We start from the raw sequence: 26,604 nt of genomic DNA, 5'->3' as shown, positions 1-26,604 counted from the left end.
GACCACGTCGACAGCCATGCACCTGCTCCTTCGCGCGTCTCGGCGCACCCTTCCCGGCCGTACCGAACCGGATTCACGTCGCCGAGACGCGATGTTAGCCGACCCGGCTCAGCGGCCGCCCGCGTGCTCGGTCGAGGGTGACCGGGGCAGCGGGACGGCGGCCGGCTCCGGCGGCCGGTACTGGGCGATCGCGCGCCGGGCCACGTCGTTGACGGCCGACGAGTTCGCCCAGGCCCCGAGCACGATCGAGGCGAACGGGATCGCCTTGGCGGCGAGCTTGCGGACCGCCCGCACCCCGGCCATCTGGGCCAGCCGCCAGCTCAGCCGGGTCAGCGCCCGCGCGGTGGAGGTCCCGGCGGCCCGGGCGATGGCCGAGCCGACCCGCTCCCGCCCGGCGGCCACCCCGAGCGCGATCCGGGCGCCCTCGGCGGCCTTGTGCACCCGCTGCAGCACCAGCAGGTCGGTGGCGCGCTCGGGCAGGGTCGGGTCGACGCCGTACACGGCGGCCAGGTGCAGCACCAGGCGGCTCTGCGTCCAGGCCAGCCCGGCCAGGTCGAACACCGCCCCGGGCAGGCCGATGGCGCCGGTGGCCGCCCCGGACAGGCGGCCGTGCCAGCGGAACTTCTGCACCGCCAGCTGCGCCAGGCCGTCGGTGTGCATGTTCGGGTGGCGCCGGCGCATCAGGGCGGCCCACTGCGCGGCCTGCGGTCCGATCCTGCGGACGGCGGCCAGGGCCAGGTGCTCGGGGGCGTACTGCGGGTCGTCGCGCATCGTCTGCCACAGCCCGGCCGGGGGCGACTCGTCCACCACGAGATCGGTGGGGGCGGGGTTGGGGGTAGGCATGGTCAACGCAGCACCTCCGCGAGTTCGAGCAGGGACTCGTCGGTGCCGGGGGCGCCGACCAGGCACAACCCGACCGGCAGGCCGTCGACGCGGGCGCCGGGCACGCTCAGCGCGGGCAGCCCGGCGACGCTGGAGATGCCGGTCAGCCCGAGGATGGGCGCGCGCAGCGGATCGGTGTCGGCGCCCCGCAGCGGCGCGGGCTGCGGTGCCGTCGGTATGACCAGAACGGCCCCGTCCAAAACCCGTGCCATCGTGTCGCGTACCGCGGTGATCTCCCGGTCGGCCGCGGCCAGCTCCTCGGCGGTACGGCCCGACGCGGCGCGCACCCGCTCGGTGATGCCGGAGCCGAAGACGGGGTTCTCCGCCCGTACCCACTCGCCGTGCTCCTGCCAGAACTCCCAGCCGGTGCGGACCGCGTAGCCGAACCGGTAGTCCGGCGCGCCCGCGTCGAACAGCGGCTTGTCCTCGACCGGCAGCACCGCCCGCAGCCGCGCCACGGCCGGGGCCAGCGCCGCCCGGACCTGCGGCCCGGCCAGCTCCCACAGGTCCGGCGGGGCCAGCAGCCCGCGCACCGGCGTGGTGTCGGCGCCGCCGGACAGCAGCACCCCGGCCGCGGTACGCAGCAGCCCGAGATCGGCCGTGAGCAGCCCCGGCGCGTCGAACGAGCCGCACAGCGCGACCACCCCGTCCCGGCTGACCCGGGCGTGGCTGGGGCGCAGCCCGTACAGGCCGCACCAGCCGGCCGGGATGCGCACCGAGCCGCCGGTGTCGGTGCCCAGCCCCAGCTCGGCGCTGCCGGAGGCGACCGCCGCCGCGGTGCCGTTGGACGAGCCGCCGGTCAGGTGCCCCGGCGCGGCCGGGTTCTCCGGCGACCCGTAGTGCGCGTTCGTGCCGAACAGGCTGTACGCCATCTCGTCGGTGTGGGTCTTGCCCGCCAGCCGGGCCCCGGCCGACAGCAGCGCCGCCACCGCGGCCGCGTCCCGCGTCGCCGGATCGTGCGTCGCCAGCCACGTCGGGTTGCCCGCACCCGTGGGCAGCCCGTCCACATCGAACAGATCCTTGACGGCCAGCCGGACCCCGCTCAGCGGCCCGTCGGCCTCAGGCCGGTACGGCATGGTCGGCAACCAGGGCACATAGGGCGCGGCAATCACGTCGGTCACCGGCACACTCCTACCACGAACACGGGGGCGGTAGGAAGACGCGCCCGCGACGTAGCGTGGCGGCCATGACCGACACCCTGTCCCGGGCCGCCCTCAACCGCGCCCTGCTCGCCCGGCAGCTGCTGCTGGCCCGCGCGGACCTGCCCGCCGAGCAGGCGCTCGAGCGGCTGGCCGGGATGCAGGCCCAGGCCCCGAACCCGCCGTACGTCGGGCTGTGGGCGCGGCTGGCCGGGTTCGCCCCCGAGCAGCTGTCCCAGCTGGTCACCGAGCGGCGGGTGGTCCGCATCGCCCTGATGCGCTCGACGATCCACCTGGTCACCGCCGCCGACTGCCTGCTGCTGCGGCCGGTCGTGCAGCCGGCGCTCGACCGCGGCCTGCGCAACACCTACGGCAGGCGGCTGGCCGGGCTCGACCTCGACGCCGTCGCCGCGTACGGCCGCGAGCTGGTCGAGCAGGCGCCGCTGACCTACGCCGAGCTGGGCGAGCGGCTGACCGCCCGCTGGCCCGACCGTGACGCCGCCGCGCTCGCACCGGTGGTGCGCACCCTCGTCCCGCTGGTGCAGGTGCCTCCGCGCGGGCTGTGGAACACCAGCGGCCAGGCCGCGCACACCTCGGCCGAGACGTGGCTGGGCAGTGCGCTGCCGCAGGCGTCGGTGGACGGGGCGGTGCTGCGCTACCTGGCCGCGTACGGCCCGGCGAGCGTCCGCGACGCGCAGACCTGGTCGGGGCTGACCCGGCTGGGCGAGGTCTTCGACCGGCTGCGGCCCCGCCTGGTCACCTTCACCGACGAGTCCGGCACGACGCTGTACGACCTGCCCGACGCGCCCCGCCCCGACGCCGGCACGCCCGCGCCGGTGCGGCTGCTGGGCGAGTTCGACAACATGCTGCTGTCGTACGCCGACCGCAGCCGGATCCTGTCGGAGCCGTACCGGGCCCGGGTGTTCACCGCCAACGGCATCATCCGGGCCACGGTGCTGGTCGACGGCTTCGTCGCCGGCATGTGGCGCCTGGCCCGCACCCGCGACACCGCCTCGGTGACCGTCGACCTGTTCCAGCCGGTGTCACCCGCGATCCGCGACGAACTGGCCGCCGAGGCGGCGGCCCTGCTCACCTTCGCCGCCCCCGCCACCACCCACACCGTCCACCTACCCTGACCCCGCCCCGGGGGTGGTGGCTGGAGGAAGCACCACGAACTGGCCCATCATGCCGGAGTCCTCGTGGGACAGCAGGTGGCAGTGGAACATGTACGCCGTGTTCGGGTCGGCGTAGTCGGTGAACCGCATGACCAGCTCGTACGGCCGGTTCGGCGGCAGGTACACCGTGTCCTTCCACCCGGCCAGCCACGGCGGCGGCGCCTGCCCGCCCACGCTCGCCACCTGGAACTGCACGTCGTGCACATGGAAGTTGTGCGGCGTCCCGTCGTTGTTCACCACCTGCCACACCTCGGTCGTCCCCAGCACCGGCGCGGCGTCCACCCGGGTCGCCGCCATGCCCTTGCCGTTGATCGACCGCTCGCCGAGCTTGAACGTCCGCCGCTGCGCCGCCCCCGCCGGATCGAGCCGGGGCACGTCCACCAGCCGCTGCGGCACCTCCGGCCGCGCGGCCGCGTCACCGGACACCCGCAGCTGCAGGATGTCCAGGGTGTCGGCGCCGCCGGTGAACCGGTCGACCAGCGACGTGCCCAGCGCCTGCGGGTAGCTGCGCAGCACCGCCCGCTCGCCCGGCGCCACGGTCACCACGATCTCGGCCCGCTCCCCCGGCGACAGCATGACCCGCGCCAGGTCCACCCGCTGCGGCAGCAGCCCGCCGTCGCTGCCGACCAGCGCGAACGTACGCCCGTCGGTGAACCCGAAGTCGTAGGAGCGCGCGTTCGACGCGTTGAGCAGCCGCAGCCGCACCCGCCGCGTGCTCACTTCCAGGTACGGGCCGACCGTCCCGTTCACCGCGACCGTGTCGCCGAGCAGCCCGGTGCCGCTCAGGAACGACTCCGCGTCGTCGAGCCCGCCGTCGCCGTCGAACTTCTTGTCCTGGACGATCACCGGGAAGTCGTCGACGCCGTACTCGTGCGGCAGCGCCGCGACGTCGGTGGCCGGGTCGTCGACCAGGAACATTCCGGCGAGGCCCCGGTACACGTGCTGGGCGGTGCGGCCGTGCGGGTGCGGGTGGTACCACAGCGTCGCGGCGGGCTGGTCGATCCGCCAGGTCGGCGACCAGGTCGTGCCGGGTTCGATGCCCTGGTACGGCCCGCCGTCCATCGCCGCCGGCAGGTGCATGCCGTGCCAGTGCAGCGTCGTCGCCTCGCCGAGGGTGTTGGCGACGTCGACGACGACCTGCTCGCCCCGGGCCGCCCGCAGCGTCGGGCCGAGGTACGACCCGCCGTACCCCCAGGTCGGGGTCTGCCCGTGCCCGAAGTCGTGCGTGCCCGCCCGCGCGGTCAGCTCGAACACCCGCCTGCCCTGCGCGTCCAGGCGCGACGGCGCCAGCGGCGGCACCGCCAGCGGCCGGACGAAGTCGACCTCGTCGGCGGTGGACAGCACCGCGCCGCTCCACACCCACACGCCCGCGCCCGCGCACAGCCCGCACAGCACCAGCACCGCCGCCAGCAGCACCACGAGCACCCGCCTGAGCCGCACCCTGACCTCCAACCCCTCCGCGTCCGCATGTCGAGGCAGAGGGTGGCGCAGGGGTCCGGCCCGCGTCGAGGGATCGACGCCGATACCAGGGCAGAAGCCAGGGGAACCCTGAGCCGGGCTCATGGCCTGTGTCCGAGTTCACCCGGACAGGTAAGGTGAGGTTGGCTGAGAGAGCGCTTACCGTCGTGGGGTGAGCACCGGCGCATCGACCCGTACCCCCTGGCCCGTGGCAGCACTGACGCTGTTCACGGCCTCGACCTTCCTCTCGGTGACCACCGAGATGCTGCCCACGGGCCTGCTCAGCTCGATGAGCCGCGACCTGCACTCCTCCGAGGCCCGCGTCGGCATCCTCGTCACCGGGTACGCCCTGATGGTCGCCCTGTTCGCCGCGCCGCTCGGCCGGGCCACCGCCCGCGTCCGCCGCCGCACCCTGTTCATCGGCGCCCTGGCCGGGTACGCCGCCAGCAACGTGCTCATGGCCGCGGCCACCGTCTACCCCGTGGCCGCCGCGGCCCGCCTCATGGGCGGCCTCACCCACGGCCTGTTCTGGGCGATGCTCGCCGGCTACATCGCCCGCATGGTCGACCCGGCCCGCCTCGGCCGCGCCATGACCGTCGTGTTCACCGGCGGCACCATGGCGATCCTGCTCGGCGTCCCGGCGGGCACCGCCCTGGGCGTCGCGATCGGCTGGCGCAGCGCGTTCGTCGTACTGGCCGGGGTGTCGCTGCTGCTGGTGCTGATCGGCTGGCGCATCCTGCCCGACCTGCCCGGCGCCGACACCGCCGACGACCTGAGCCTGCTGCAGGTGCTGCGCACCCCGGCGGTCACCGTCGTCGTGCTCACCACCGCCGTCACCATGCTCGGCTTCTTCAGCTTCTTCACCTACATCTCGCCGTTCCTGCAGCACGCGGGCCTGAGCGAGGCGGCCGTCAGCCCAACCCTGCTCGGCTACGGCCTCGCCGGGGCGGTCGGGCTGTTCCTGGCCGGGCTGCTCATCGACAAGCGGCCCCGGGTCGGCATGCTCGGCGGCATCACCCTGCTCACCGGCGCGCTGGGGCTGCTCGCCGTCGGCCACCGCTCACCCGCCGTGGCCGTGGTCGGCGCCTGCCTGGCCGGCATGGCGCTGAACTCGCTGGCCATCGGCGTACAGGCGGCCACCCTGCGGGCCGCCCCGCCCGGGGCCACCGACACCGCCTCGGCCCTGAACGCCTCGGCGTTCAACCTCGGCATCGGCGGCGGCGCCCTAGCCGGCGGCGCCGTGCTCACCACCTCCGGCGTCGGCGCATTGCCGCTGGTCGCGGCGGTGCTCACCGGCATCGGGCTGCTCGGCGTCGCGTACGGCCGGCGCAACGGCTTCCCCGCCACGGTGCCCCTGTGACCCTTTCCAGGTCAGGGGCGGGCAGAATGGCGACGTGACGACGTCCATTGCACAGCGCATCGCCGAAGAGCTCGGCGTACGGCAGAACCAGGTCACCGCGGCGGTCGAGCTGCTCGACGGCGGAGCGACGGTCCCGTTCGTCGCGCGTTACCGCAAGGAGGTGACCGGGGCACTGGACGACGCACAGCTGCGCACGCTCGAGGAGCGGCTGCGCTACCTGCGCGAACTGGAGGAGCGGCGGGGCACGATCCTGGAGTCGATCCGTTCCCAGGGCAAGCTCGACGACGCCCTCGAAGCACTGATCATGGGGGCGGACTCGAAGGCGCGGCTGGAGGACATCTACCTGCCGTACAAGCCCAAGCGCCGCACCAAGGCCATGATCGCCCGCGAGGCCGGGCTGGAGCCGCTGGCCGACACGCTGATCGGCGACCCGTCGCAGGACCCCCAGGCCACCGCCGCCGGGTACGTCGACGCCGACAAGGGCGTGGCCGACGTCGCCGCCGCGCTGGAGGGCGCCCGCTCGATCCTGGTCGAGCGCTTCGGTGAGGACGCCGACCTGATCGGCGCGCTGCGCGAGCAGATGTGGACCCGGGGCCGCCTGGTATCGAAGGTGCGCGACGGCAAGACCGAGGACGGGGCGAAGTTCTCCGACTACTTCGACTTCTCCGAGCCGTACGCCAAGCTGCCCTCGCACCGCATCCTGGCCATGTTCCGGGGTGAGAAGGAGGAGGTCCTCGACCTCGTCACCGAGCCCGACGAGCCGGCCGCCGAGGGCGCCCCGGCCGGGCCGAGCATCTTCGAGCAGCGCATCGCCGCCAAGTTCGGCATCAGCGACCGCGGCCGCCCGGCCGACAAGTGGCTCAACGACACCGTTCGCTGGGCCTGGCGCACCCGCATCCTGGTCCACCTGGGCCTGGACCTGCGCACCCGGCTCTGGCAGGCCGCCGAGGAGGAGGCGGTGCGGGTCTTCGCGATGAACCTGCGCGACCTGCTGCTGGCCGCCCCCGCCGGCACCCGCGCCACGATGGGCCTGGACCCCGGCTTCCGCACCGGCGTCAAGGTCGCCGTCGTCGACTCGACCGGCAAGGTCGTCGCGTACGACACGATCTACCCGCACGTGCCGCACAACCGCTGGGAGGCCTCGCTGGCCACCCTGGCCAAGCTCGCCGCCGAGCACAAGGTCGAGCTGATCGCGATCGGCAACGGCACCGCCTCCCGCGAGACCGACAAGCTCGCCACCGACCTGATCAAGCTCGCGCCGCACCTGAACCTCACCAAGATCGTGGTGTCGGAGGCGGGCGCCTCGGTCTACTCCGCCTCCGCGTACGCCTCGCAGGAGCTGCCCAGCCTCGACGTCTCCATCCGGGGCGCCGTCTCCATCGCGCGCCGCCTGCAGGACCCGCTCGCCGAGCTGGTGAAGATCGACCCGAAGTCGATCGGCGTCGGCCAGTACCAGCACGACCTGTCCGAGGTGAAGCTGTCCCGCTCGCTGGACGCCGTCGTCGAGGATTGCGTGAACGGCGTCGGCGTCGACGTGAACACCGCCTCCGCGCCGCTGCTGGCCCGGGTCTCCGGCATCAGCACCGGCCTGGCCGAGAACATCGTGCTGCACCGCGACGCCAACGGGCCGTTCCGGTCCCGTACCGCGCTCAAGGACGTGGCCCGGCTGGGCCCCAAGGCGTTCGAGCAGTGCGCGGGCTTCCTGCGCATCCCCAACGGCGACAACCCGCTCGACGCCTCCAGCGTGCACCCCGAGGCGTACCCGGTGGTGCAGCGCATCCTCAAGAGCAACGACGTCGAGATGGCCAGGCTGATCGGCAACGGCTCGCTGCTGCGCACCCTCAAGCCCGCCGAGTACGCCGACGACGTCTTCGGCCTGCCGACCGTCACCGACATCATCAAGGAGCTGGAGAAGCCCGGCCGCGACCCGCGACCCGCCTTCAAGACCGCCTCGTTCAAGGACGGCGTCGAGAAGATCGGCGACCTGCAGCCCGGCATGCTGCTCGAAGGCGTCGTCACCAACGTGGCCGCCTTCGGCGCGTTCGTCGACATCGGCGTGCACCAGGACGGCCTGGTGCACGTGTCGGCGCTGTCGCACACGTTCGTCAAGGACCCGCGCGACGTGGTCAAGTCCGGTGACGTGGTCAAGGTGAAGGTGCTGGACGTGGACATCCCGCGCAAGCGCATCTCGCTGACCCTGCGCCTGGACGACGAGGCGACCCCGTCCGGCGGCGGCAACCGCCCCGGCGGCCAGCGCGGCGGCGACGGTGGCGGCGGCGGTCAGCGCGGCGGTGGCGGCGGTGGTCAGCGCGGCGGCGACCGGGGCGGCCAGCGCGGCGGCGGCCAGCCCCGCCAGCAGCGCAGCGAGCCGATCGCCAACAACGCCATGGCCGACGCCCTCCGCCGCGCCGGCCTCGACAAGCTCCGCTGACCGGTTCAAGACCATCTGAGTTGCCGGGCAGTCGGGCGTATCTTGACCCCTGATACCCCCGATTGCCCGGCGCCTTGAACGATCTTCAACCCGGCCCGGACGTCCCGGGCGGGGCTCGGGGCAGCGGGTCTGGTGCGCACCGGTTACCGTGCGGGGCGTGACTCGATCATGGATGCGGTTGGCCGCGCTCGTCCTGACCGCCGCGCTGGCCGGCTGCTCCGTCCTCGACGCGGCCGAGCAGGCCGCCGAGCAGGCCGCGAACGAGGGCCTGCCCGCCGCCTGCGCCACCCCCGACGCGGTGACGGTCAAGACCGATTCCGCGGTATGGCAGCAGGCCCTCTCCGGCATCGGCACCCCCGTCGAGGCGCACTGGCTCGCCCGCCCCGCGGCCAACGCCTGCTCACGCGCACCCGGCCTGTCGGACTGGTACCACGAGGTCGTCCTGCGCCTGGAGCCGGACGCCGCCCGTACGCTGGCGGGCTCCTACCAGTGGGCGCCCCCCGCCGAGGCCCCGAAGATCCACGCGAAGCTGGCCGAGTTCGTCCCCGCCGGAACCGCCTGGTCCCGCAGCGACGCCTACGAGCAGGCGCATCTCATGGGCCCCTGGTTCGGCGCCCTCTACCTCGACGCCGCCCACGGCCTGGCCTACTTCGACCTCAACCAGAGCTGAGTTCGGAAATACCCGGGCCGGTGTCAACCGGCGCACCGGCTCACCCCGTACCCACTGCTGACCGAAGGAACGGGAGGCGTACGGGGATGACCGGCACGGTGGAGTTCGACGAGTTCGTCACGGCGCGATCGCGGCACCTGCTGCGCATCGCGTACGTGCTCACCGGCGACCACGCCCTGGCCGAGGACCTGCTCCAGACGGCACTGGCCCGCTCCTGGTCGGCCTGGAGCCGCGTGCACGGCGATCCGGAGCCGTACGTGCGCCAGATCCTCACCAACACGTACCGGTCCTGGTGGCGGCGCCGCTGGCACGGCGAGCGCGCCACGGAGACGCTGCCCGAGCACCCCGGCCCGTCGCCGCAGGCTGCGGTGGACGAGCGCGACCAGGTCTGGCGGGCCCTGTCGAGACTGCCCAGACAGCAGAAGCTCGTCCTCGTGCTGCGCTACTTCGAGGACCTCAGCGAAGCCGACATCGCCCGAACCCTCGGCATCTCCACCGGATCGGTGAAGGCCCACGCCTCCAGGGCACTGACCACTCTGCGCCTGGACCCGTCCCTGCGGACCCTGCCGCTACCCTCCGATGACGACATCCCTGCTGGCAACGAGCGCCTCGCCGCCGTACGCGGCCGCATCACGCAGCGCCGCCGCAACCGCCTCGCCACCCTGGCCGCAGCCTGCCTGGTCGTGCTCGCCGCCGTCACCGGCTACGTCGTCGCCCCACGCCCGCCACGGTCCCCGCAGGATCTGCAGGACACGCTGTCGGCCGTCCCCGAGTACTTCCGCGGCCACCACATCGCGGCCCGAGGTGCCGCCCCGCTGACCGGGGGCACCGCCACCTTCACCTGGACCCCGTCCACGCTCGACGTCTGGTTCTACCCGGACTGCGCCGCGGAGTCCGCTCCCGACGTGGTGCTCGTGCTCTCCGTGAACGGTCGGCAGCCGCTCATGACGCACTGCGACCCGGACAACAGCCTGGACTTCGCCTCCACCACGGCGACCAGGGTCGAGCCGGAGGACATGACCGCGACCTGGGGCGTGCGGGTGGGCGAACCCGCCACCGTCACCCTGACCGCCGTCACCGCGAAGGACTTCGACATCACGAACCCGTACCGCGACATCGCGGACGTCGCGGACCTGCCCCGCGGCGTGATGGCTTTCCTCGTGGCCGAGGCGGTGCCCTTCGAGCAGTACCGGCTGCCGGACCGCCCGGCGACGCTCGCACCGCTCCCCTCGCTCAGCCCGGATCCGGATGCGGTCACCCTGCGCTCGGGCGGTCCGGTCGAGGTCACCACGGACTGGCACGGCGGCCCGCTCACCCTGACCGGCCGGTCGCAGACCCCGGGCCTGCTGCGCATCAGCGTCAACGGCGTGCCGGTCACGACCCAGTCCTGGTACGACTACGGCGCCGCGTCGACCCAGTTCGTCATCACCGACCTAGCCGACGATCACTGGCGGCGGCTCGGACTCGTGTTCCCGTCCGGCTCGGCGGTCACCGTCACCGTCACGCCGGAACACGTCAGCGGCGACTGGACGCTGCGGATACAGCAGTGATCAGCCGGACCCGTCGCGACGCCCCCGCCCGGTATCGGGCCTGGGGCACCGCGACGGTCTGGATCAGGCCGGGTTGGCGGCGTGGGTCAGGGTCTCCCAGGCCACGAACAGGTTGTTGGTACCGGCCGGGCGCTGGTTCAGCGTCAGCGTCTGGGTGTTGGTCATGCCGATGCCCAGACGGAAGTTGAGCGCGTTGAAGCCGACCTCGGTCACCGGCCCCAGCCCCAGCGTGAGCGAGCCCCCGCACAGCCACGACGGCACCGCCGTGCCGAGCTGGTACTTGGCGTGCAGCCCGAGCGCGTGCCGCAGCCGGTCGGTGAACTCCGGCCACAGGTCCTGGCCCTGGATGCGGCTGGTCTCGGCGATGTGGCTCGCCGAGGCGATGCCGTACCCGGTGTGGGTGAAGTCGCGGCAGGTCTCCTGGGACAGCCCGTCGACGAAGGTGCTCTGACCCTGCCAGTAGCTGATGATCTCGCTGGCGGTGTCGATGCCGCCGCCGGGACCGTACGGCACCGAGCCGTCGGTGGCCAGGTAGAAGTATGCCTTCATCCGGTTGCGGAACCGGGCGACCGCCTTGTCGTACGACGTCCGGTCCTCCAGGAACACCGCGATGCCGAGCGTGGCCTCCGTCATGGACATGTCCCAGTTGCCGTTGCTGGTGGTGTTGCCGTTGACCACCTCGGGCAGGTACACGTTGCGCAGCATGGTGGCGAACCGGTTCAGGTTCGGCCAGCCGGTGTAGGTGTACCGGATGATCTCGGCCGCGCGCGGCCAGGTCGACCCGGCCCACGCCGTCTGCAGCGGCGCGTTGCTGTTGGTGTGGTCCGTGATCACCGCCGACCAGGCGTCCATGATCTCGATCGCCTTGGCCGCATACCGGCTGTCGCGGGTGACATACCAGATCAGAGCCATCGTGTACGCCGCGATCGCGTCCTCGCGCTCGTCGGTGCACCCGTAATTCGGGTTGGAGTACGACCCGCACTCGACCACCGAGCGCGGATGCGCCGCCCGCGTCAGCGACGCATACCGGCTCGCGAACATCTGGTCGTACGCGGCCTTCCACGGCTGCGCACCGGAGTTGACCTTGCCGCGGATGAAGTCGAGCTGTGCCCGGCTGACCAGCACGCCGGGATGGGCGAACGTGGCGGGCGCCGCCTGCGCCGGACGCGGCGCGGACACCACCGCGACCAGACCGCCGAGCAGCGCGACCAGCGCCAGCAGCAGCGGGCCGCGACGGGCCCGGGAGGTGGGGGCATGGGGCATTACGGACTCCCATCAGGTGCACGAGACTCGGGAGCGGCCGAGACGCAATTGAACAGGTAACTTTACTAACTAAAGCGGCTCAATCTATGCCTGTCAACATCCCCGATATGCCACCAGCGCCCTCGGCCGCACTCCACGGCCGCGCATCCTCCCCCGAACTCGCGATCACCCACCCGCAACCTGCGCGACGACGCTGCACTTTCAGGGAAACTGCACGAACAACGTCCGCAGCGACGGTGCAGTTTCGGGGAATCTGCACGAATCAGGCCCAAGATTCCAGCACTTTCCCCGAAACTGCACCACGGGCGACCCGCGCGGGGGGCGCGGGGCGCGCGGGGGGGGCACGCGTGGAGGCGGGGTGGGTGACGGTCAGGTCAGGGTGGCGGCGGCGAGGCGGGCGGCGCCGAGTTCGCCGGGGCCGGCCAGGGTGACGGAGGTGCCGGGGAGGCGCTGGGCCAGCAGGGTGCGGACCGCGTCGCGGACCGGGGCGGAGTGCCGCAGGACGCTGCCCGCCAGCACCACCGGCCCGCCGGCGTGCACCTCGCACGCCGAGTCGACCAGGTGCCGGGCGGCGTCGTCCACGAGCGACAGCGCGAGCCGGTCACCGGCCTCGGCGGCCTCGGTGACCAGCGGCGCGAGCCGGGCCAGCGCCCGGGGCGGCTGCTCGTGCACCGCGTTGACCAGGTCGTCGGCGTCCTGCCGGACCGGGCCGCGCGGCCCGTCGAGGTCGGGACGGGCCCCGAGCAGCGCGGCGGTGACCCGGCGGACCAGCGGCGAGTCGAAGCGGCCCGCGTACAGTTCGCGGGCGGCCGTCGTGGCGGCGGCCCGGCCGAGCCAGAAGCCCGAGCCCAGGTCGCCGAGCAGCCAGCCGAGCCCGTCGGCCGTCGAGCCGAGTTCCCAGCCCTCGATCCGGGCGGCGATCGCGCCGGTGCCGCAGATCAGCACGGTTCCGTCGGGCACGGTCGACCCGGCCGCGTACGCGACGTCGACGTCACCGACCGGCCGCACCGCGACCGGCACTCCGGCCTGCGCGAACCCGGCGGCGAACGCGGCCGCGATGGCCGGGTCGGTGAACCGCCCGGCTCCGGCTATGCCCATCACGGCGGCCCGGATCCGCGTGCCGTCGGCGCCGGACAGGGCGTCCCGGGCGGCAGCGCAGACCTGTGTGACGGCGTCGGCGAGCGGGACGGCGACGGGGTTGCCGGCGCCCGCGCGGCCGAAGCCGACGCGGGCGCCGTCGAGCGTGGTGAGCAGCGCCCGGGACGCCGTCCCGCCGACGTCGAGGCCGAGTACGTACGTCACGGGCGCTGCTCCTCTCATTCAGTGCGCGGTGCCGGCCGGACTAGCAGCGGCCGAGGTCTTCCCACTGCTGGGTCCAGCCGGGCTCGGAGCCCTGGGTCCACCAGCGGGCCTTCCACAGGTGTACGCCCTGGCCCGACTTCGGACCACCCGGGTTGCCGTTGGCGCTCTTCTCCCACTTCACCTGCGCCCCGCCCAGGTAGACGCTGTTGACGTTCCACAGCGGCGCGCTGGCGCAGCCGGTGCCGCCGGGGCTCGGCGACGCCGACGGCGACGGCGAGGCCGACTTGCTCGGCGACGGGGACGGGCTGGTCGGCGGGTTGCTCGGCCCCGCGGTCGGCGAGGCGGTGGGGCAGGTGCCGCCGCCGGTGCCGACCGTGTCGGTCCAGGCGATGTTCGACGCGCGGTACGACCCCACGCGCGAGTTCACCTGGGCCGGGGTGAGCACCTCACCGGCGGTGTGCAGGAAGTAGTCGACCTGCTGCCGGTAGGTGGCCGTGCCGCCGGTGTGGGCGGCCGAGTCGATGAACCACAGGTTGAAGTTCACCGACATGTTCGTCTCGGGGTAGTAGATCCCGCTGTGGTCGGCCACCTGCACGCCGTCCACGTAGTAGATGACATGCCCGCCCGAGACGGTGAACACCAGGTCGTGCCAGCCGTTGTACGAGATCGCCTGCTGGCCGTGCACGTTGACGGCCTCCCACGGGTCGGGGCGGTACGTCTCCCACGTGGTCTCGTACAGGATGTTCGACGGCTCGCCCCACCCGCCGTTGGGCAGGTACTCGAAGTCGATCTCGCCGTAGTTCGGGTCCATCGGGGCGTTGAGCGGCGTGATGGTGAAGAACGTCTCCACCAGGTGGTCGCCGTCGTTGCCGGACACGGGCGCGTCGGCGAACTTGACGCGCGCCGCGTACGTACCCTCGAAGAACCGCTGCCCGGCCAGGAACTCGGCCTGGCTGGTGCCCCCGGCCGTGCCGTCGGTCGAGGCCTGCAGCTGCAGGCCCTTCGCGCCGTCCACGGTCGGGAACGAGACGTTCGAGGCGGGCCAGGAGGCGCCGGGGATGCCGGGGCCGCCCGAGTTGGTCCGCACGCTCCAGCCATGCTGCTGGATCAGCGGGTCCGACGCGCTGCTGTAGGAGAAGTCGTCGAACAGGGCGCTGCACGAGCTGGGGGCCGCGACGGCCGTACCGCCGGAGGCCACGGCGGCGACGGTGCCGGTGGCCAGGGCGACCACGGCTGCCGCGAATCCGGCGGCCACGGGGCGCTTGATGGACATGGTGCTCTCCTTTCTGAACTGCGCTGAGGTGCTGACTGTGCTGTTTGGAGCAAAAGGGCACGGTCCAGCAGCGGCAGGGCACGCCCGCCGCGGCGTCTGCCGAACCGTGCCCGCATGACGGGCCGGTGGGTGGTTACCTGACCGCCCCCGCGGTCAGGCCGGCCCGGATCTGCCGTTGGAAGAAGACGTACGCGATCAGCACCGGCAGGATCGCGATGACCAGACCGGCGAACAGGCCGCTCCAGTCACTGCTGGCCCCGCGACTGGTCGCCAGCGCGGCCAGGCCCTGGGTGATGACGTAGTCGTCCGGATCGGTGTTGAGCGCCTTGGGCAGCAGGTACTGGTTCCACAGCCCGAGGAAGTTGAAGATGCCGATGCTGACCATGCCGGGCCGGGCCATGGGGAGCATGACCCGCCAGAACACCCCCGCGTGCGAGGCGCCGTCGATGAACGCCGCCTCGGCCACCGCACCCGGCAGGGCGCGGAAGAAGCCGTGCAGGAAGAACACGGTGAACGGCAGCGCGTACGCGGTGTAGACCAGGATCAGTCCGTGGTACGTGTTGAGCATGCCCAACTGCTTGACCACGAAGAACAGCGGCACCAGGGCGAGGAAGACCGGGAACAGCATCCCCGCCACGAGCGTGTAGTAGATGGTGCGGTTGCCCGGGAACTCGTACCGGGCCAGGCAGTACGCCACCAGCGCGCCCAGCAGCATGGTCAGGGTCAGCGACCCGCCGACCACGATGACGGTGTTGCCCAGGTAGCGTCCGATCGAGGCCTGCTCCCAGGCCCGCGACCAGTTCTCGAAGTGCGGCGTGGCCGGCGGCTGCCAGGGGCTGTCGAAGATCTCCGCGTCGGTCTTCACCGACGACATGAACGCCCACAGCAGCGGCACCGTGAACACCAGCGCCCACAGGGTCAGGACGGTGTGCCGGATCGTCTTCATGCCAGCTCCACCTTTTCCCGCCTGGTGAACTTCAGCATCAGTACGGCCAGGGTCAGCGACAGGAAGAAGATCGCCACCCCCATCGCCGAGGCGTAGCCGAACTTGCTGTACGTGAACGCCGTCCGGTAGAGGGTCAGGCCCATCACCTCGGTGCTGTTGTCCGGCCCACCGGGCCCGACGGTCATGATCTGCACCAGCGCGAACCCGTCCAGCGCCAGGATGCCCAGGTAGATCCAGGCGACCTGGACGCTGTCCCAGATCAGCGGCAGGGTGATCCGCCGGAACACGGTCAGCTCCCCCGCCCCGTCGATCGCGGCGGCCTCCATGATGTCGGCCGGCACGGACTCCATCGCCGCGGCGAACAGCACCACGTAGAACCCGATCGCCGACCAGATCAGCACCGCGATCACGCACCACAGCGCGAGATCCGGCTCGGCCAGCCAGGAGTGCCGCCACGAGTCCAGGCCCAGCCCCGTCAGCAGGCCGTTGAGCAGCCCGCTGTTGGGGGTGTACACGAACTGCCACAGCACCGCGATGATCGCCACGGACAGCAGCTGGGGGAAGAAGTAGACCACCCGGTAGACCCGGGTGCCCCGGGTCCCCGCGGCCAGGCCGAGCGCCACCACGATGACGGCCAGCGGCACGGCAAGCAGCATCAGCCCGTTGTGCCGCAGCGCCGCCAGGAACAGCGGGTCGCTCCACATGCGGGTGAAGTTGTCGATCCCGATCAGGTTCACCTCGCTGGTGACACCGGTCCAGTCGGTGAAGGCGAGGTAGAAGGCCTGCAGGTACGGCCACAGCACGAGCAGGCCGTACAGGGCCAGGGGCAGGGTCAGCGCCCCGAGCAGGAACCGGTACTTGCCGTGCCGCATACCGCTCACCGCTTGTGCTTGGCGATGGAGCTGTCGGCGGCGACCGCGTCGGCGGCCTTCTGCACCCGCTCGGCCCACTGCGCGGGGTTGATCCGCTTGGTGGCGAGCTCGCCGGTGGCGTCGTCGACCGCCTTGGACAGCGGCGCGTACCAGGTGCGGAACTTGTAGCTGAACACGTTCGCGCCCGCACCGGCGACCGACTGCGCCACCGAACCCAGACCGCTGGTCAGGGTCAGCCCGTCGGTGGCACCGGCCACGACCGGCAGCGACTTGGCGTTCTCGGCGAAGCCGCGCGCCACCTGCTTGGAGAACAGGATGCGCAGGTACTCCAGGCCGCCCTGGACGTTCTTAGCCTTGGCCGGCACCACGAACGACTCGGAGCTGGTGGCCATGACCGCGCCGTCGGCGAGCTTGTCGGAGCCGGTCAGCGACGGCACCGGCGCCATCACCATGTCGAACCCGGCCGGGGTGACGGCCTGCTGCTCGCCCTCCAGCCAGGAGCCGCACGGGATGAACGCGACCTGGCCCTTGCACCAGGCGTTCTGCGCCTCGGTGTGGGACAGGCCCTCCGAGCCGGGCATGATGTGCCCGCGCACCGCGAGCTGGTAGATCGCCTCGGCGGCCGCCATCATGGCCGGGCTCTTCCAGGCGCCCGCCTCCAGGTTGTCGATCGACTTGACCAGCTCGAACCCGCCCGCCTTGGCCGCCAGCGACACCAGCGGGTCGTTCAGGTACTCCGGGTACTTGCCCTGCCAGGTCCAGGCGTGCAGACCCGCCTTCTTGATCTCGTCGTTCAGGGTGAGCATCTCGTCCCAGGTCTTCGGGAACGTCCAGCCGTGCTTGGCGAACAGCGACTTGGAGTACCAGATGCCCCAGACGACCGAGGAGTAGTTGAGCACCAGCGGCTTGCCGTCGAACGTGCCGTCCTCGATCACGCCCGGCATGAGGGTGTCGCGGACCTTCTTGGCCGGGTCGTCCAGGCTCGGCGCGTCCAGCAGCTCGGTCAGGTCCTTGAGCTTGCCCGCGGCGACCAGGGTGGCCAGGTCCAACCGACCGGCACCGCTGTTGTCGACCACGTCCGGCGGGCTGTCGGCGACGAACCGCGGCTGCAGCACCTCGCCGACGCCCTGGATGCCCTTGTGGTCCACGGTCACCTTGGGGAACTTCGCCTTGTACTTCGCACCGGCGTCCACGGCGTAGGCGTCGCCGTAGCCGCCCTTGAAGACCACGACTTCGAGGTTCGCGTCCGCCGGCACGCCCAGCGGGTTCTCGGCGCTGACGGCGCCCTTGCCGGCGCTGTCGCCCTCAGTGGCAGAGGTGGCACAGGCGCCCAGGGCCGTCGTCGCGGCGGCGGCAGCCGTCCCGACCAGCAGGCCTCGTCTTGTAGGGTTCACGATATCGCCCTTCGCACATAGGGGTGTTTTAGGCGATACGCCGGATGCGCCCGGCGTATCGCTCCTCCAGTTGCAGGTTGTGCTCATATCCGCCGGCGATGTTGGCCGACAGGTAGATCGGCGGGGTCTGCCCCGCCCGCTCCAGGCGCTCCACCACTTCGGCGACCACCATCTGCGCCAGCACCGCGGCGGTCACGGACGAGGCCGCGCCGCTGGAGTTGGGCAGCAGCACGTCGCCGTACGGCGCGCCGTTGTCGAGCACCACGTCCGCGAGCTCGGCCAGCCGCTTCCCCGAGGGGTGCCGCGGCTCGGACCGGGCCGTGTGCTCCAGTGAGGTGACCGCGATCAGCCGGTGCCCGCGCTCCTTGATCAGCAGCGCCAGCTCGACGATCACCCCGTTGATGCCCGACTGCGACGCCAGCACGAACACGTCGGCGGGGTCGATCGGGGCCAGCTCGTAGAGGCGATGCGCCACCTCCGTGCGCCGTTCGAGGAGCTGGTCCTCCAGCACCTCGCGGGGCTCACCGCCGTACAGCACGATGTCGCGCAGTGCGATGCGGTTGGTCGGCACCAGGCCCCCCGCGCGCCCGGCGATCTCCATCGCCACCGCCTCGGAGTGGCCGCTGCCGAAGGCCTGCACCACCCCGCCCGCCGCCAGGCTCTCGGTGATCAGGTCGGCGGCCCGCCCCACTGCGGCCGCCTGGCTGTTCCCCACCTTGGCCACCAGCTCGGTGACGGCTTCGAGGTACGTCTGCGCGTTCATGATGCTCCCTGCTCGGATGGTTGCTAGCGCCGGTTGCGCCGGTGCGAGGTCGGCTCGTCGTGCAGGCGGTGCGCCTGCACCGCGCGGGCGGTGACCTCGAACGCCTCGGAGGTCCGCTCGTAGGTGAGCTGCGCGACCGCCACGTAGATCAGGTCGAGGGTGAGCAGCTGCCCGTGCAGCGCCGACAGCGCCGCGAGCCGGAAGGTCGTCTCGTGTACCGCCGTGGTCAGCACCACGTCGGCCGCCTCGGCCAGCGGCGACTTGTCGAACGAGGTGACCGCGACGGTGAGCGCCCCCTGCTCCCCCGCCTCGGCCAGCACCTCGATCGCCTCCCGGGTACGGCCGCTGTGCGACAGCACGATCGCGACGTCGCCGGGCAGCAGCAGGGCCGCGTTGGTCAGTGCCTTGTGCGAGTCCTCGCGGTGCCAGCAGGGGACCCGGATCCGCTCCAGCCGGAACGCCATCTCCCGGGCGGCGGTGCCGCTGCTGCCCAGCCCGAACAGCTCGACCCGGTTGGCCTGCGCGATCGCCTCGGCGACCCGCGCCACCGCGCTCATGTCCAGCCGTGCCGCCGTCTCCTGGATGGCGCGGGCGTCGGCGCTGGCGATGACGCCCAGCACCCGGTCCAGCGAGTCGCCCGGCTCGATGTCGCGGTCGATGTCGGTCTCCCAGCGGGCCTGGGCCGCGCGCCCGCTCTCGGTGGCCAGCGCCACCCGCAGCGCGGCGTAGCCGCGGAAGCCCAGCACCCGGCAGAACCGGGTCACCGTCGCGGTGGAGGTCCCGGAGCGCTCGGCCAGGTCCACGATGGACGCCTGCGCCGCCAGCGCCGGGTCTTCCAGGATCTGCTCAGCCACCCGCTGCAACGCGTCGGGCAGGTTGGGCAGCTCCATTCGCATCCGACCGATCACACCCTGCACAAGAATTCCCTTCACCGCTTGCCATTGGTGAAGAAAATTACGACCCACCGGTCACACTGTCAACGCCCCGCAACAAAAATTTTGCTTCCTCGACACGCCCTCGGGTGTTACAAATTACCGAGCACGACGCCGACGCGCCGCGACGTGGCGGGGGCGACGGGGGCACGGCCGTGGGTTCGGGCAGTTTCGGGGAAAGTGCTGGAATCGGCGCCAAGATTCGTGCACTTTCCCCGAAACTGCACCGCCCGCCCCGCCCCGCGGCGGCGGGCGGCGGCGGGCGGCGGCGGGTCAGAGCTGGACGAAGCCGAGCATCGCGGTGGCGACGGCGGTCTGCAGGACGAGCGCCGACACGACCACCGCGACCGGCCAGAGCTTCGCCGTACGGGCGCACTGCCAGGCGGCGGGCAGCAGCAGGAAGGCGGCGATGAAGATCCAGAGCCGGACCGTCTCGCCCCGGTTCATCCCCAGCAGGTCCAGCAGTGCCAGCACGGCCAGGCCGGACACGGTCAGCAGCGCCATCGGGTGCACGAGCACCCGCCGCACCGAGGCCCACCCGGCCACGGGCAGCAGCGCGCAGCTGGCGAACCCGGCGCAGAGCACGAAGTACCACAGATTGCGGGTGACCCAGATGCCGTACGGCCGCCAGCGGTTGTTGAACCGCTTGGCGTCAGCCAGCACGTACTCGAAGCCGGCCACGATGTCGTAGCCGAACAGCAGCCGCATCGCGACCAGGCACGCGACGAACCCGGCGACGGCCAGCGCCACCAGGCGGGCCGCGTCGGCCCAGCTCGCGCGTACCCGATCGGCCTTGCCGCGCAGCGCGAAGACCAGCAGCGCGGCGAAGACCAGGCCCAGGATCAGCGGCGACGGCTCGAAGAAGAGGGTGAGGTAGACGGCGGCACCCAGCCCGAGGGCGTACGCCCAGTGGCGCGTGCGCAGGAAGCGCACGTGCAGCCACAGCGCGAGCAGGACGGGCACCGGCGCGACCGCGTTGAGGATCGGCGTGAAGTGCAGCCGCCCCGGCATGAACAGGCACAGCACCAGGGCGTACAGGGCGGTGCGGCGGTCGCCGGTCAGGTCGCGCACGATGAGGTACAGCAGCAGCGCGGCCAGGTTCGACAGCACCAGCACCGCCACGCCCATGCCCAGCGGGCTCAGCCCGAACGCGTCGAGCAGGTAGTACAGCATCGTCTTGCCGGGCATGTTGGTGCGCGCGTGCGGCGGCAGCCGCTCGACGATCTCGTGGTAGCGGCCGATGAACTCCGCCGCGCTCCAGCGCAGCGTCGGGGAGTAGAAGGAGTTGGCCCGGTCGCTGGCCACGATCCCGGCCAGCGGCGCCGGGGCGTACCAGCGCAGCAGCGACTGCAGCGGCACCGCCAGCACCAGCCAGCCGATGACCGTCGCGGCGTCGTACCGCGCGGGCAGCCGCCGCGACAGCCACAGCAGTCCGAGCACGGCCGGGATGACGGACAGCGCAGGCCAGACGACGGCCCAGGCACCGGCGTCGCGCACGTACGGATAGGTCCAGCCGCCCAGCCGCGAGCCGGTGGGCAGCACCCGCAGCAGCAGCGCGAGCACCGCGACCAGCGTCGCGGCCGCGCCGGCGGCGACCGCCCAGACCAGTGCGCGCGGCGGCCGCGCCGGTTCCGGCAGTTCAGGGGTACGGGTGGCGGCCGGCCGCCGCCCCAGCAGAGTTTCGCTCACGTTTCCCCCTGTTTCACACTATTCGCCCGACATGGTAACGAGCGTCCAGACGCCGACAGGGCCCCGACTCGTGTCGGGGCCCTGTCGTTCAGGCTTCAGGGGGGTGGAGTCGCACCGCGCTGTGCGATCGCCTCAACCGGCCGGGGCCGGGTGCCGTGACCACACTGTCACGGCAGCATTCCGCGCTCGTCGCTCACGATCGAGATGATGTCCTCAACCGTGGTCCTCGCGCGCGCCGCGACGGTTTCGATCGGCGCGTTGCACGCGATGGCCTCCCGGATCGCAGAACGCCAGACCCTGTCACTGTCGTCCACTCGACCGGCCGAAGCCTCGTCGACCAGGCACAGCGCCAGATCAGATGTGACGTACAAAGTGCGTCTCCTCTTCCGGGGCGCGCCGCCGGGGCGGCACGCCGGAGGACGCCCGGTCAGACCGGGATGCCCTCGCCTTACCAAGGATCCGGGTCACAGCCCAGCGAAACATCCGCCACTTCGCGGAATGCATCATCCTCAGGAAAAGTACTAACACCCCAAAGCGGTTCAGGCTGGTACATCGCGCCGTTTCATGATCCTCGGAATCCCCTGACAGGTCGGCGCTGAAACCCGCCCTGTGTGCCGCTTCGCGCGCTAGGCTCCCGCCTCGGCGGTCCGATGCCGATCAGCCGCTTCATCACCTTCGAGAGGAATGTTCGCAATGTGCCACAGTGACGACAGTGTGCCGCCCAGCGCGCCCGACGCCGGTGCGGTCGCCGGGCACGGTCCGCTGGAGCTGGCCGCCGCCGACGGCAACCGCTTCGCCGCGTACCAGGCCACCCCGGCCGTGCCCAACGGCGCGAGCATGGTCATCCTGCCCGACGTGCGCGGGCTGCACCCGTTCTACATCCGGCTCGCCCAGCGCTTCGCTGAGGCCGGGTACCAGGCCGTCGCCATGGACTACTTCGGCCGTACCGCTGGGGTGTCGCAGCGCGACGAATCGTTCGCGTACACCGAGCACCTGCCCTCGCTCACCCCCGACCAGGTCAAGGCCGACGCGGCCGCCGCCGTGGCCGCGGTACGCGCGGCGAACCCCGACGGCCCCGTCTTCACCGTCGGCTTCTGCTACGGCGGCAGCAGCTCGTGGCGCCTGGCCGCCGCCGACCTCGGCCTGTCCGGCGTGATCGGCTTCTACGGGCGCCCCGACCGCGTGTACGACGTGGTCGACGAGATGCACGCCCCCCTGCTCCTACTCATCGCCGGTGACGACGCCGCCACCCCGCTCGCCGAGTTCGAGAAGTTCGCCGCCACCCTCGAATCCGCCGGCAAGCCCTTCGAGATGCACGTCTACGACGGCGCCCCCCACTCCTTCTTCGACCGCTCCTACGACCAGTGGGCCGACGCCTGCACCGACGCCTGGCACCGCATCCTCACCTTCACCACCACCCCCCATTCTCGTTGATCATGAACTTATGGCACGGCTCGACGGCGTGTCACCTGCACAGCTTCCTGATCACCTCGAACCCCGACGCCCGGCGCGGCGTCACCCCGGGGTGCAGTTTCGGGGAAACTGCGCGAATCTCGACCGCAAAACCAGCACTTTCCCCGAAACCGCATCACGCCGACGACAAGATCACGCTCAGGGGGCAGAACATCGACATAGGGACCGGCCCACTGGGCCGGAAAGATGATCGGGAAGCTGTGCCACCGACACACCGTCGAACCGTGCCATAAGTTCATGATCAACCCGGCGGAGGTGCGGGCGAGCGAGGTGAGAGCGCTCTCAAGTGGAGGGACGGCGGGGGTGGGGGTGGAGTGGGGGGCCTTAGGGGTTCCTTAATTGTGACGCCACCGTACTGAAACATTGACGTATCCCGCAGGCACGGTCTAGTTTGCACGCAGAGAGCGCTCTCACGGCCGGATCGTGCGGCCGGTGCCCCGCCCCCTCGGGCGCTCTGCCTGTCACCGCAACGCCCCTCAGCTCGGGAGGCCATGCCATGCACCCGTCCTCGCGGACCCTGACCTCCGGCGGCGCCCCCCGCCGCAGGTCCGGCCCGCTTCACCGCACCCGCCGGCGCGTCCTCGCCGCCGGCACGGTCGCCACCGTCACCGCCGCCCTGCTCGGCTTCGCCATCGCCACCACCGTCACGCCCGCGCAGGCGGGTACGGTCGGCGCCGGCAGCTACGCCGATTCGCTGCCCGCAGGGGCCTCGCTGCCGACCGGCTGCGGCGCCATCTCCACCAACCCGCGCCTGTGGGTCACGGGCAACGCCCCGGCCGGTCCGATCCCCACCAACGACTGGTGGTCCTCGCTCATCTTCAAGCGCACCGACTGCGCCTACAGCGAGCCGCTGCACGCGCACCCGCTGTCGTACGACACGCTCGCGGGCGGGCTCGGGTTCTCGTACAACACCACTCCGGCGATCAGCGGCACCGCGACCGGCGTCGGCGAGTACCACTTCCCGTACACGCAGGACATGCTCGTCGGCGTGGCGGGGCTGAACTCGCCGAACGTGAAGGTCGACGGGTGGACGGACTGGACGGTCACGCCGTACTGGAGTGACGGCACCCGGACCATGAAGGCGACCATCGGCCACGGCCTGCCCTTCGCGTACTTCCAGGTGACCGGCGGCAACGCGCAGATCACGACGGTGGCGACGCCGACGGTGTGGTCCAACAGCGGCGCCACGATCGGGTACACCGTCAACGGCCGCGACTACGTCGCGTACGCGCCGACCGGGGCGACCTGGTCGGTCAGCGGCACCTCGATCTCGTCGAACCTGAACGGGCAGGGCTTCTTCTCCATCGCCGTGCTGCCCGCCGGGGCCGACAAGGCCGCCCTGGCCGCCACGTACGGCCAGTACGCCCACAACCACGTCACCGGCACCCGGGTCTCGTACAGCTACACCCCCGGCTCGGCGACGCTGAACACGACGTACACCTTCACCACCACCGCCCGCCAGGGCAGCGGCTCGGGCACGGTCACCGCGCTCTACCCGCACCAGTGGAACTACCTCACCGGGGCGAGCCCGCTGGCGCAGACGTACACGTCGGCGCGCGGCCAGATGAAGATCCTCACCGGGGTCGGCAGCTTCACCACCTCGATGAAGTACAACGGCGTGCTGCCGGAGATCCCCGCCGTCGCCGACAGCAGCGGCGCGGACCTGACCACGCTGACCAACTACCTGAACGCGGTGGCGGGCAACCCGGCCGACTTCCGCGGCGACGACACGTACTGGACCGGCAAGGGCCTGGGCCGGGCGGCGCGCATCGCCGAGATCGCCGACCAGCTGAACCTGACCTCGATCCGCGACACCGCGCTGTCGACGATCCGCACGCGGCTCAACGACTGGTTCACCGCCTCGTCGGGCAAGACCGCGCGGGTCTTCTACTACAACCCGTCGTGGGGCACGCTGCTCGGCTACCCGGCGTCGTACGGCTCCGACCAGGAGCTCAACGACCACCACTTCCACTACGGCTACTTCGTGGCCGCGGCGGCGACGCTGGCCAAGTTCGACCCGACCTGGGCCACGAACGCGCAGTACGGCGGCATGGTCGACCTGCTGATCCGCGACGCCAACAACTACGACCGCAACGACACCCGGTTCCCGTTCCTGCGCGACTTCGACATCTTCGCCGGGCACGACTGGGCGTCGGGCCACGGCTCGTTCGGCTCGGGCAACAACCAGGAGTCCTCGTCGGAGGGCATGAACTTCGCCAACGCGCTGATCCAGTGGGGCCAGGCCACCGGCAACACGGCGGTCCGCGACGCGGGCGTGTTCATCTACACCACCCAGGCCGCGGCGATCAACGAGTACTGGTTCGACGTGCGCAACCAGAACTTCCCGGCCGCCTTCGGGCACAGCACGGTCGGCATGGTCTGGGGCGACGGCGGCGCCTACGCCACCTGGTTCAGCGCCGAGCCGGAGATGATCCAGGGCATCAACATGCTGCCCGTCACCGGCGGCCACTTCTACCTGGGCGACTACCCGTCGTACGTGCAGACCAACTACAACGAGCTGGTCACCAACAACGGCGGCGCCCCGACGGTCTGGCAGGACGTCATCTGGGAGTTCCTGGCCCTGGGCAACGGCCAGACGGCGCTGAACAACTTCAACGCCAACAGCGGGTTCACCAGCGAGGAGGGTGAGAGCAAGGCGCACACCTACCACTGGATCCGCAACCTGGCCGCGCTGGGCAACGTCGACAACACGGTGACGGCCAGCCACCCGCTGGCCAAGGTGTTCAGCAAGTCGGGGGTACGGACGTACGTCGCGTCCAACACCGGCAGCACCGCGATCACGGTGACCTTCTCCAACGGCACCACGCTGACCGTGCCCGGCTGCAAGACGGTCACCTCGGGCGCGTTCACCTGGAGCGGCGGCAACGCCTGCGGCGGCACCAACCCGTCGCAGCCGCCGACCTCGCCGACCCCGACGCCGTCGACCAGCCCGTCGCCGTCGCCGAGCCCGAGCCCGTCCCCCAGCACCTCGCCGAACCCGCCCGGCACCTTCGCCGCGACCCGCTACCCCCAGTCCGGCGGCGGCCTGCCCGGCACGACCGGCGCCGCCGGCTCGGTCAGCATCGCGGCCGCCAACGGCAACTGGGACGGCACCCCGCACAGCGCCCAGGTGTTCACCGCGACCGGGCTGACCGCCACCTACTCGGGCGCGGCCACCCAGTACGACCTGTTCCTGGACGCGGGTACGGGCGTCGGCAGCGGCTCCCAGGCCCGGGTGTCGTACGACTTCACCGGTGACGGCAGCTTCGACCGGGTGGAGACGTACAACTACTTCGCCACCGACCCCGTCGCCGGGTGGGAGCACTACACCCAGGCGTCCGGGATCAAGACGGCCACCGGCTCGTTCGCGAACCTGGCCAACGGCACGGTGAAGGTCGAGGTGTGGAACGCCATCGGCAACACGGCGACCACGCTGGGCGTCGGCAACCAGTCGAAGGTGACGCTGCCCTACACCGGCGGCACCACCTCGACCAACGTGGCGCTCGGCAAGCCGGTGACCGCGTCCAGCACCGAGAACGCGACCTACCCGGTGTCGAACGTGGTGGACGGCAACGCCACCACGCGCTGGTCCAGCGCGTTCGCCGACCCGCAGTGGGTCCGCGTGGATCTGGGTCAGACGTACGCCGTCAGCCGGGTGAAGCTGCTCTGGGAGGCGGCCTACGGGTCGGCGTACCAGATCCAGACCTCGCCCGACGGCAACACCTGGACCACGATCCGGACCGTGACCGGCGGCGACGGCGGCACCGACGACCTCACCGGCCTGTCCGGCAGCGGCCGCTACGTGCGCGTGTACGCCACCACCCGGGCCACCGCCTGGGGTTACAGCCTCTTCGAGTTCGAGGTCTACTCCCCGTAGCCCGTTGCGAGGACAGTCACCGCGTGGGCGGTGCCGGCATCGCGCCGGTGCCGCCCACGCGGCGTTTCGGCGCCACTTGGCATTGACGCTGGCCTATCCAGAGGACGAAATTCCGAGATCCGTCTTCCAGATAGGCCAGCGTCAATGCTAGGGCG

General features: G+C 71.7%; 20 protein-coding genes. 7 read left to right on the top strand and 13 right to left on the bottom strand.

All coding sequences use genetic code 11. The features are described from left to right. Window positions 1-108 precede the first annotated feature (108 nt). A complete protein-coding gene (locus QEZ54_RS33930) occupies window positions 109-843 on the bottom strand; it encodes an EcsC family protein (RefSeq protein ID WP_281308867.1) in 735 nt (244 codons plus the stop codon). Between the two features lie 2 nt (window positions 844-845). Then, window positions 846-2,003: an amidase family protein gene (locus QEZ54_RS33925; RefSeq protein ID WP_281308866.1), complete on the bottom strand. Its 1,158-nt coding sequence runs from the start codon at window positions 2,001-2,003 to the stop codon at window positions 846-848. Between the two features lie 65 nt (window positions 2,004-2,068). On the opposite strand from QEZ54_RS33925, the gene QEZ54_RS33920 reads away from it, so the two are divergent. Further along, on the top strand, window positions 2,069-3,157 hold the full coding sequence (locus QEZ54_RS33920; protein ID WP_281308865.1) for a winged helix DNA-binding domain-containing protein: 1,089 nt from the start codon (window positions 2,069-2,071) through the stop codon (window positions 3,155-3,157). Here the strand turns inward: QEZ54_RS33920 and QEZ54_RS33915 are convergent. Beyond that, entirely contained in the window at window positions 3,149-4,636 is a 1,488-nt protein-coding gene (locus QEZ54_RS33915; RefSeq protein WP_281308864.1) for a multicopper oxidase domain-containing protein, read from the bottom strand. The genes QEZ54_RS33920 and QEZ54_RS33915 overlap by 9 nt on opposite strands. 190 nt (window positions 4,637-4,826) lie before the next feature. Here QEZ54_RS33915 and QEZ54_RS33910 point away from each other — a divergent pair, with 190 nt between their 5' ends. The 4 genes from QEZ54_RS33910 to QEZ54_RS33895 all read left to right on the top strand — a co-directional run bounded on the left by QEZ54_RS33910 (window position 4,827) and on the right by QEZ54_RS33895 (window position 10,665). Further along, the gene (locus tag QEZ54_RS33910; protein WP_281308863.1) at window positions 4,827-6,014 is read left to right on the top strand and encodes an MFS transporter; all 1,188 of its coding nucleotides are present in this window, start codon (window positions 4,827-4,829) and stop codon (window positions 6,012-6,014) included. Window positions 6,015-6,048: 34 nt separating this feature from the next. Then, window positions 6,049-8,445 (top strand): Tex family protein, encoded by a 2,397-nt coding sequence (locus QEZ54_RS33905; RefSeq protein WP_281308862.1) that lies wholly within the window; start codon window positions 6,049-6,051, stop codon window positions 8,443-8,445. A 157-nt stretch (window positions 8,446-8,602) separates the two neighbouring features. Beyond that, window positions 8,603-9,115 carry a hypothetical protein gene (locus QEZ54_RS33900; RefSeq protein WP_281308861.1) on the top strand — a complete coding sequence of 171 codons (513 nt, stop codon included), beginning with the start codon at window positions 8,603-8,605 and terminating at the stop codon, window positions 9,113-9,115. Between the two features lie 86 nt (window positions 9,116-9,201). Next, window positions 9,202-10,665, top strand: a complete 1,464-nt coding sequence (locus tag QEZ54_RS33895) for a SigE family RNA polymerase sigma factor (protein ID WP_281308860.1) — start codon at window positions 9,202-9,204, stop codon at window positions 10,663-10,665. Between the two features lie 63 nt (window positions 10,666-10,728). On the opposite strand, the gene QEZ54_RS33890 is transcribed toward QEZ54_RS33895, so the two are convergent. The 10 genes from QEZ54_RS33890 to QEZ54_RS33845 form a co-directional block, all read right to left on the bottom strand. Continuing rightward, complete coding sequence (locus QEZ54_RS33890; RefSeq protein WP_281308859.1) at window positions 10,729-11,928, bottom strand: alginate lyase family protein; 1,200 nt, start codon at window positions 11,926-11,928, stop codon at window positions 10,729-10,731. A 369-nt stretch (window positions 11,929-12,297) separates the two neighbouring features. Next, window positions 12,298-13,230, bottom strand: a complete 933-nt coding sequence (locus QEZ54_RS33885; RefSeq protein WP_281308858.1) for a BadF/BadG/BcrA/BcrD ATPase family protein — start codon at window positions 13,228-13,230, stop codon at window positions 12,298-12,300. 40 nt (window positions 13,231-13,270) lie between these two features. Further along, a complete protein-coding gene (locus QEZ54_RS33880; protein WP_281308857.1) occupies window positions 13,271-14,503 on the bottom strand; it encodes a family 16 glycosylhydrolase in 1,233 nt (410 codons plus the stop codon). 133 nt (window positions 14,504-14,636) lie between these two features. Beyond that, window positions 14,637-15,449, bottom strand: coding sequence for a carbohydrate ABC transporter permease (locus tag QEZ54_RS33875; RefSeq protein ID WP_281308856.1), 813 nt, complete (start codon window positions 15,447-15,449; stop codon window positions 14,637-14,639). Further along, window positions 15,446-16,321, bottom strand: a complete 876-nt coding sequence (locus QEZ54_RS33870) for a sugar ABC transporter permease (RefSeq protein WP_281308868.1) — start codon at window positions 16,319-16,321, stop codon at window positions 15,446-15,448. Before QEZ54_RS33870 ends, QEZ54_RS33875 begins: the two co-directional genes overlap by 4 nt. A 5-nt stretch (window positions 16,322-16,326) precedes the next feature. Beyond that, entirely contained in the window at window positions 16,327-17,715 is a 1,389-nt protein-coding gene (gene ngcE, locus QEZ54_RS33865) for an N-acetylglucosamine/diacetylchitobiose ABC transporter substrate-binding protein (RefSeq protein ID WP_281308855.1), read from the bottom strand. 28 nt (window positions 17,716-17,743) lie between these two features. After that, the gene (locus QEZ54_RS33860) at window positions 17,744-18,478 is read right to left on the bottom strand and encodes an SIS domain-containing protein (protein WP_281308854.1); all 735 of its coding nucleotides are present in this window, start codon (window positions 18,476-18,478) and stop codon (window positions 17,744-17,746) included. A 23-nt stretch (window positions 18,479-18,501) separates the two neighbouring features. Further along, window positions 18,502-19,374 carry a MurR/RpiR family transcriptional regulator gene (locus QEZ54_RS33855; protein WP_281308853.1) on the bottom strand — a complete coding sequence of 291 codons (873 nt, stop codon included), beginning with the start codon at window positions 19,372-19,374 and terminating at the stop codon, window positions 18,502-18,504. 309 nt (window positions 19,375-19,683) lie between these two features. Further along, window positions 19,684-21,099 carry a hypothetical protein gene (locus QEZ54_RS33850; RefSeq protein WP_281308852.1) on the bottom strand — a complete coding sequence of 472 codons (1,416 nt, stop codon included), beginning with the start codon at window positions 21,097-21,099 and terminating at the stop codon, window positions 19,684-19,686. Between the two features lie 167 nt (window positions 21,100-21,266). Continuing rightward, complete coding sequence (locus QEZ54_RS33845) at window positions 21,267-21,470, bottom strand: hypothetical protein (protein WP_281308851.1); 204 nt, start codon at window positions 21,468-21,470, stop codon at window positions 21,267-21,269. A 322-nt stretch (window positions 21,471-21,792) separates the two neighbouring features. Between QEZ54_RS33845 and QEZ54_RS33840 the strand changes: the two genes are divergently transcribed. Beyond that, on the top strand, window positions 21,793-22,533 hold the full coding sequence (locus QEZ54_RS33840; RefSeq protein ID WP_281308850.1) for a dienelactone hydrolase family protein: 741 nt from the start codon (window positions 21,793-21,795) through the stop codon (window positions 22,531-22,533). A 535-nt stretch (window positions 22,534-23,068) separates the two neighbouring features. Continuing rightward, window positions 23,069-26,449: a glycosyl hydrolase gene (locus QEZ54_RS33835; RefSeq protein WP_281308849.1), complete on the top strand. Its 3,381-nt coding sequence runs from the start codon at window positions 23,069-23,071 to the stop codon at window positions 26,447-26,449. Window positions 26,450-26,604: the final 155 nt, after the last annotated feature.

Source organism: Catellatospora sp. KI3, assembly GCF_029948125.1.
In the GTDB taxonomy this organism is placed as follows: Bacteria; Actinomycetota; Actinomycetes; order Mycobacteriales; family Micromonosporaceae; genus Catellatospora.
This window is presented reverse-complemented; position numbering and strand designations above follow the sequence as displayed.

Excerpts from the sequence above, each read along its gene's own strand:
- QEZ54_RS33930 (WP_281308867.1), bottom strand. The coding sequence starts at position 843 with ATGCCTACCCCCAACCCCGCCCCCACCGATCTCGTGGTGGACGAGTCG.
- QEZ54_RS33920 (WP_281308865.1), top strand. The coding sequence starts at position 2,069 with ATGACCGACACCCTGTCCCGGGCCGCCCTCAACCGCGCCCTGCTCGCC.
- QEZ54_RS33895 (WP_281308860.1), top strand. The coding sequence starts at position 9,202 with ATGACCGGCACGGTGGAGTTCGACGAGTTCGTCACGGCGCGATCGCGG.
- QEZ54_RS33890 (WP_281308859.1), bottom strand. The coding sequence starts at position 11,928 with ATGCCCCATGCCCCCACCTCCCGGGCCCGTCGCGGCCCGCTGCTGCTG.
- QEZ54_RS33880 (WP_281308857.1), bottom strand. The coding sequence starts at position 14,503 with ATGTCCATCAAGCGCCCCGTGGCCGCCGGATTCGCGGCAGCCGTGGTC.
- QEZ54_RS33875 (WP_281308856.1), bottom strand. The coding sequence starts at position 15,449 with ATGAAGACGATCCGGCACACCGTCCTGACCCTGTGGGCGCTGGTGTTC.
- QEZ54_RS33870 (WP_281308868.1), bottom strand. The coding sequence starts at position 16,321 with ATGCGGCACGGCAAGTACCGGTTCCTGCTCGGGGCGCTGACCCTGCCC.
- QEZ54_RS33860 (WP_281308854.1), bottom strand. The coding sequence starts at position 18,478 with ATGAACGCGCAGACGTACCTCGAAGCCGTCACCGAGCTGGTGGCCAAG.
- QEZ54_RS33855 (WP_281308853.1), bottom strand. The coding sequence starts at position 19,374 with ATGCGAATGGAGCTGCCCAACCTGCCCGACGCGTTGCAGCGGGTGGCT.
- QEZ54_RS33840 (WP_281308850.1), top strand. The coding sequence starts at position 21,793 with ATGTGCCACAGTGACGACAGTGTGCCGCCCAGCGCGCCCGACGCCGGT.
- QEZ54_RS33835 (WP_281308849.1), top strand. The coding sequence starts at position 23,069 with ATGCACCCGTCCTCGCGGACCCTGACCTCCGGCGGCGCCCCCCGCCGC.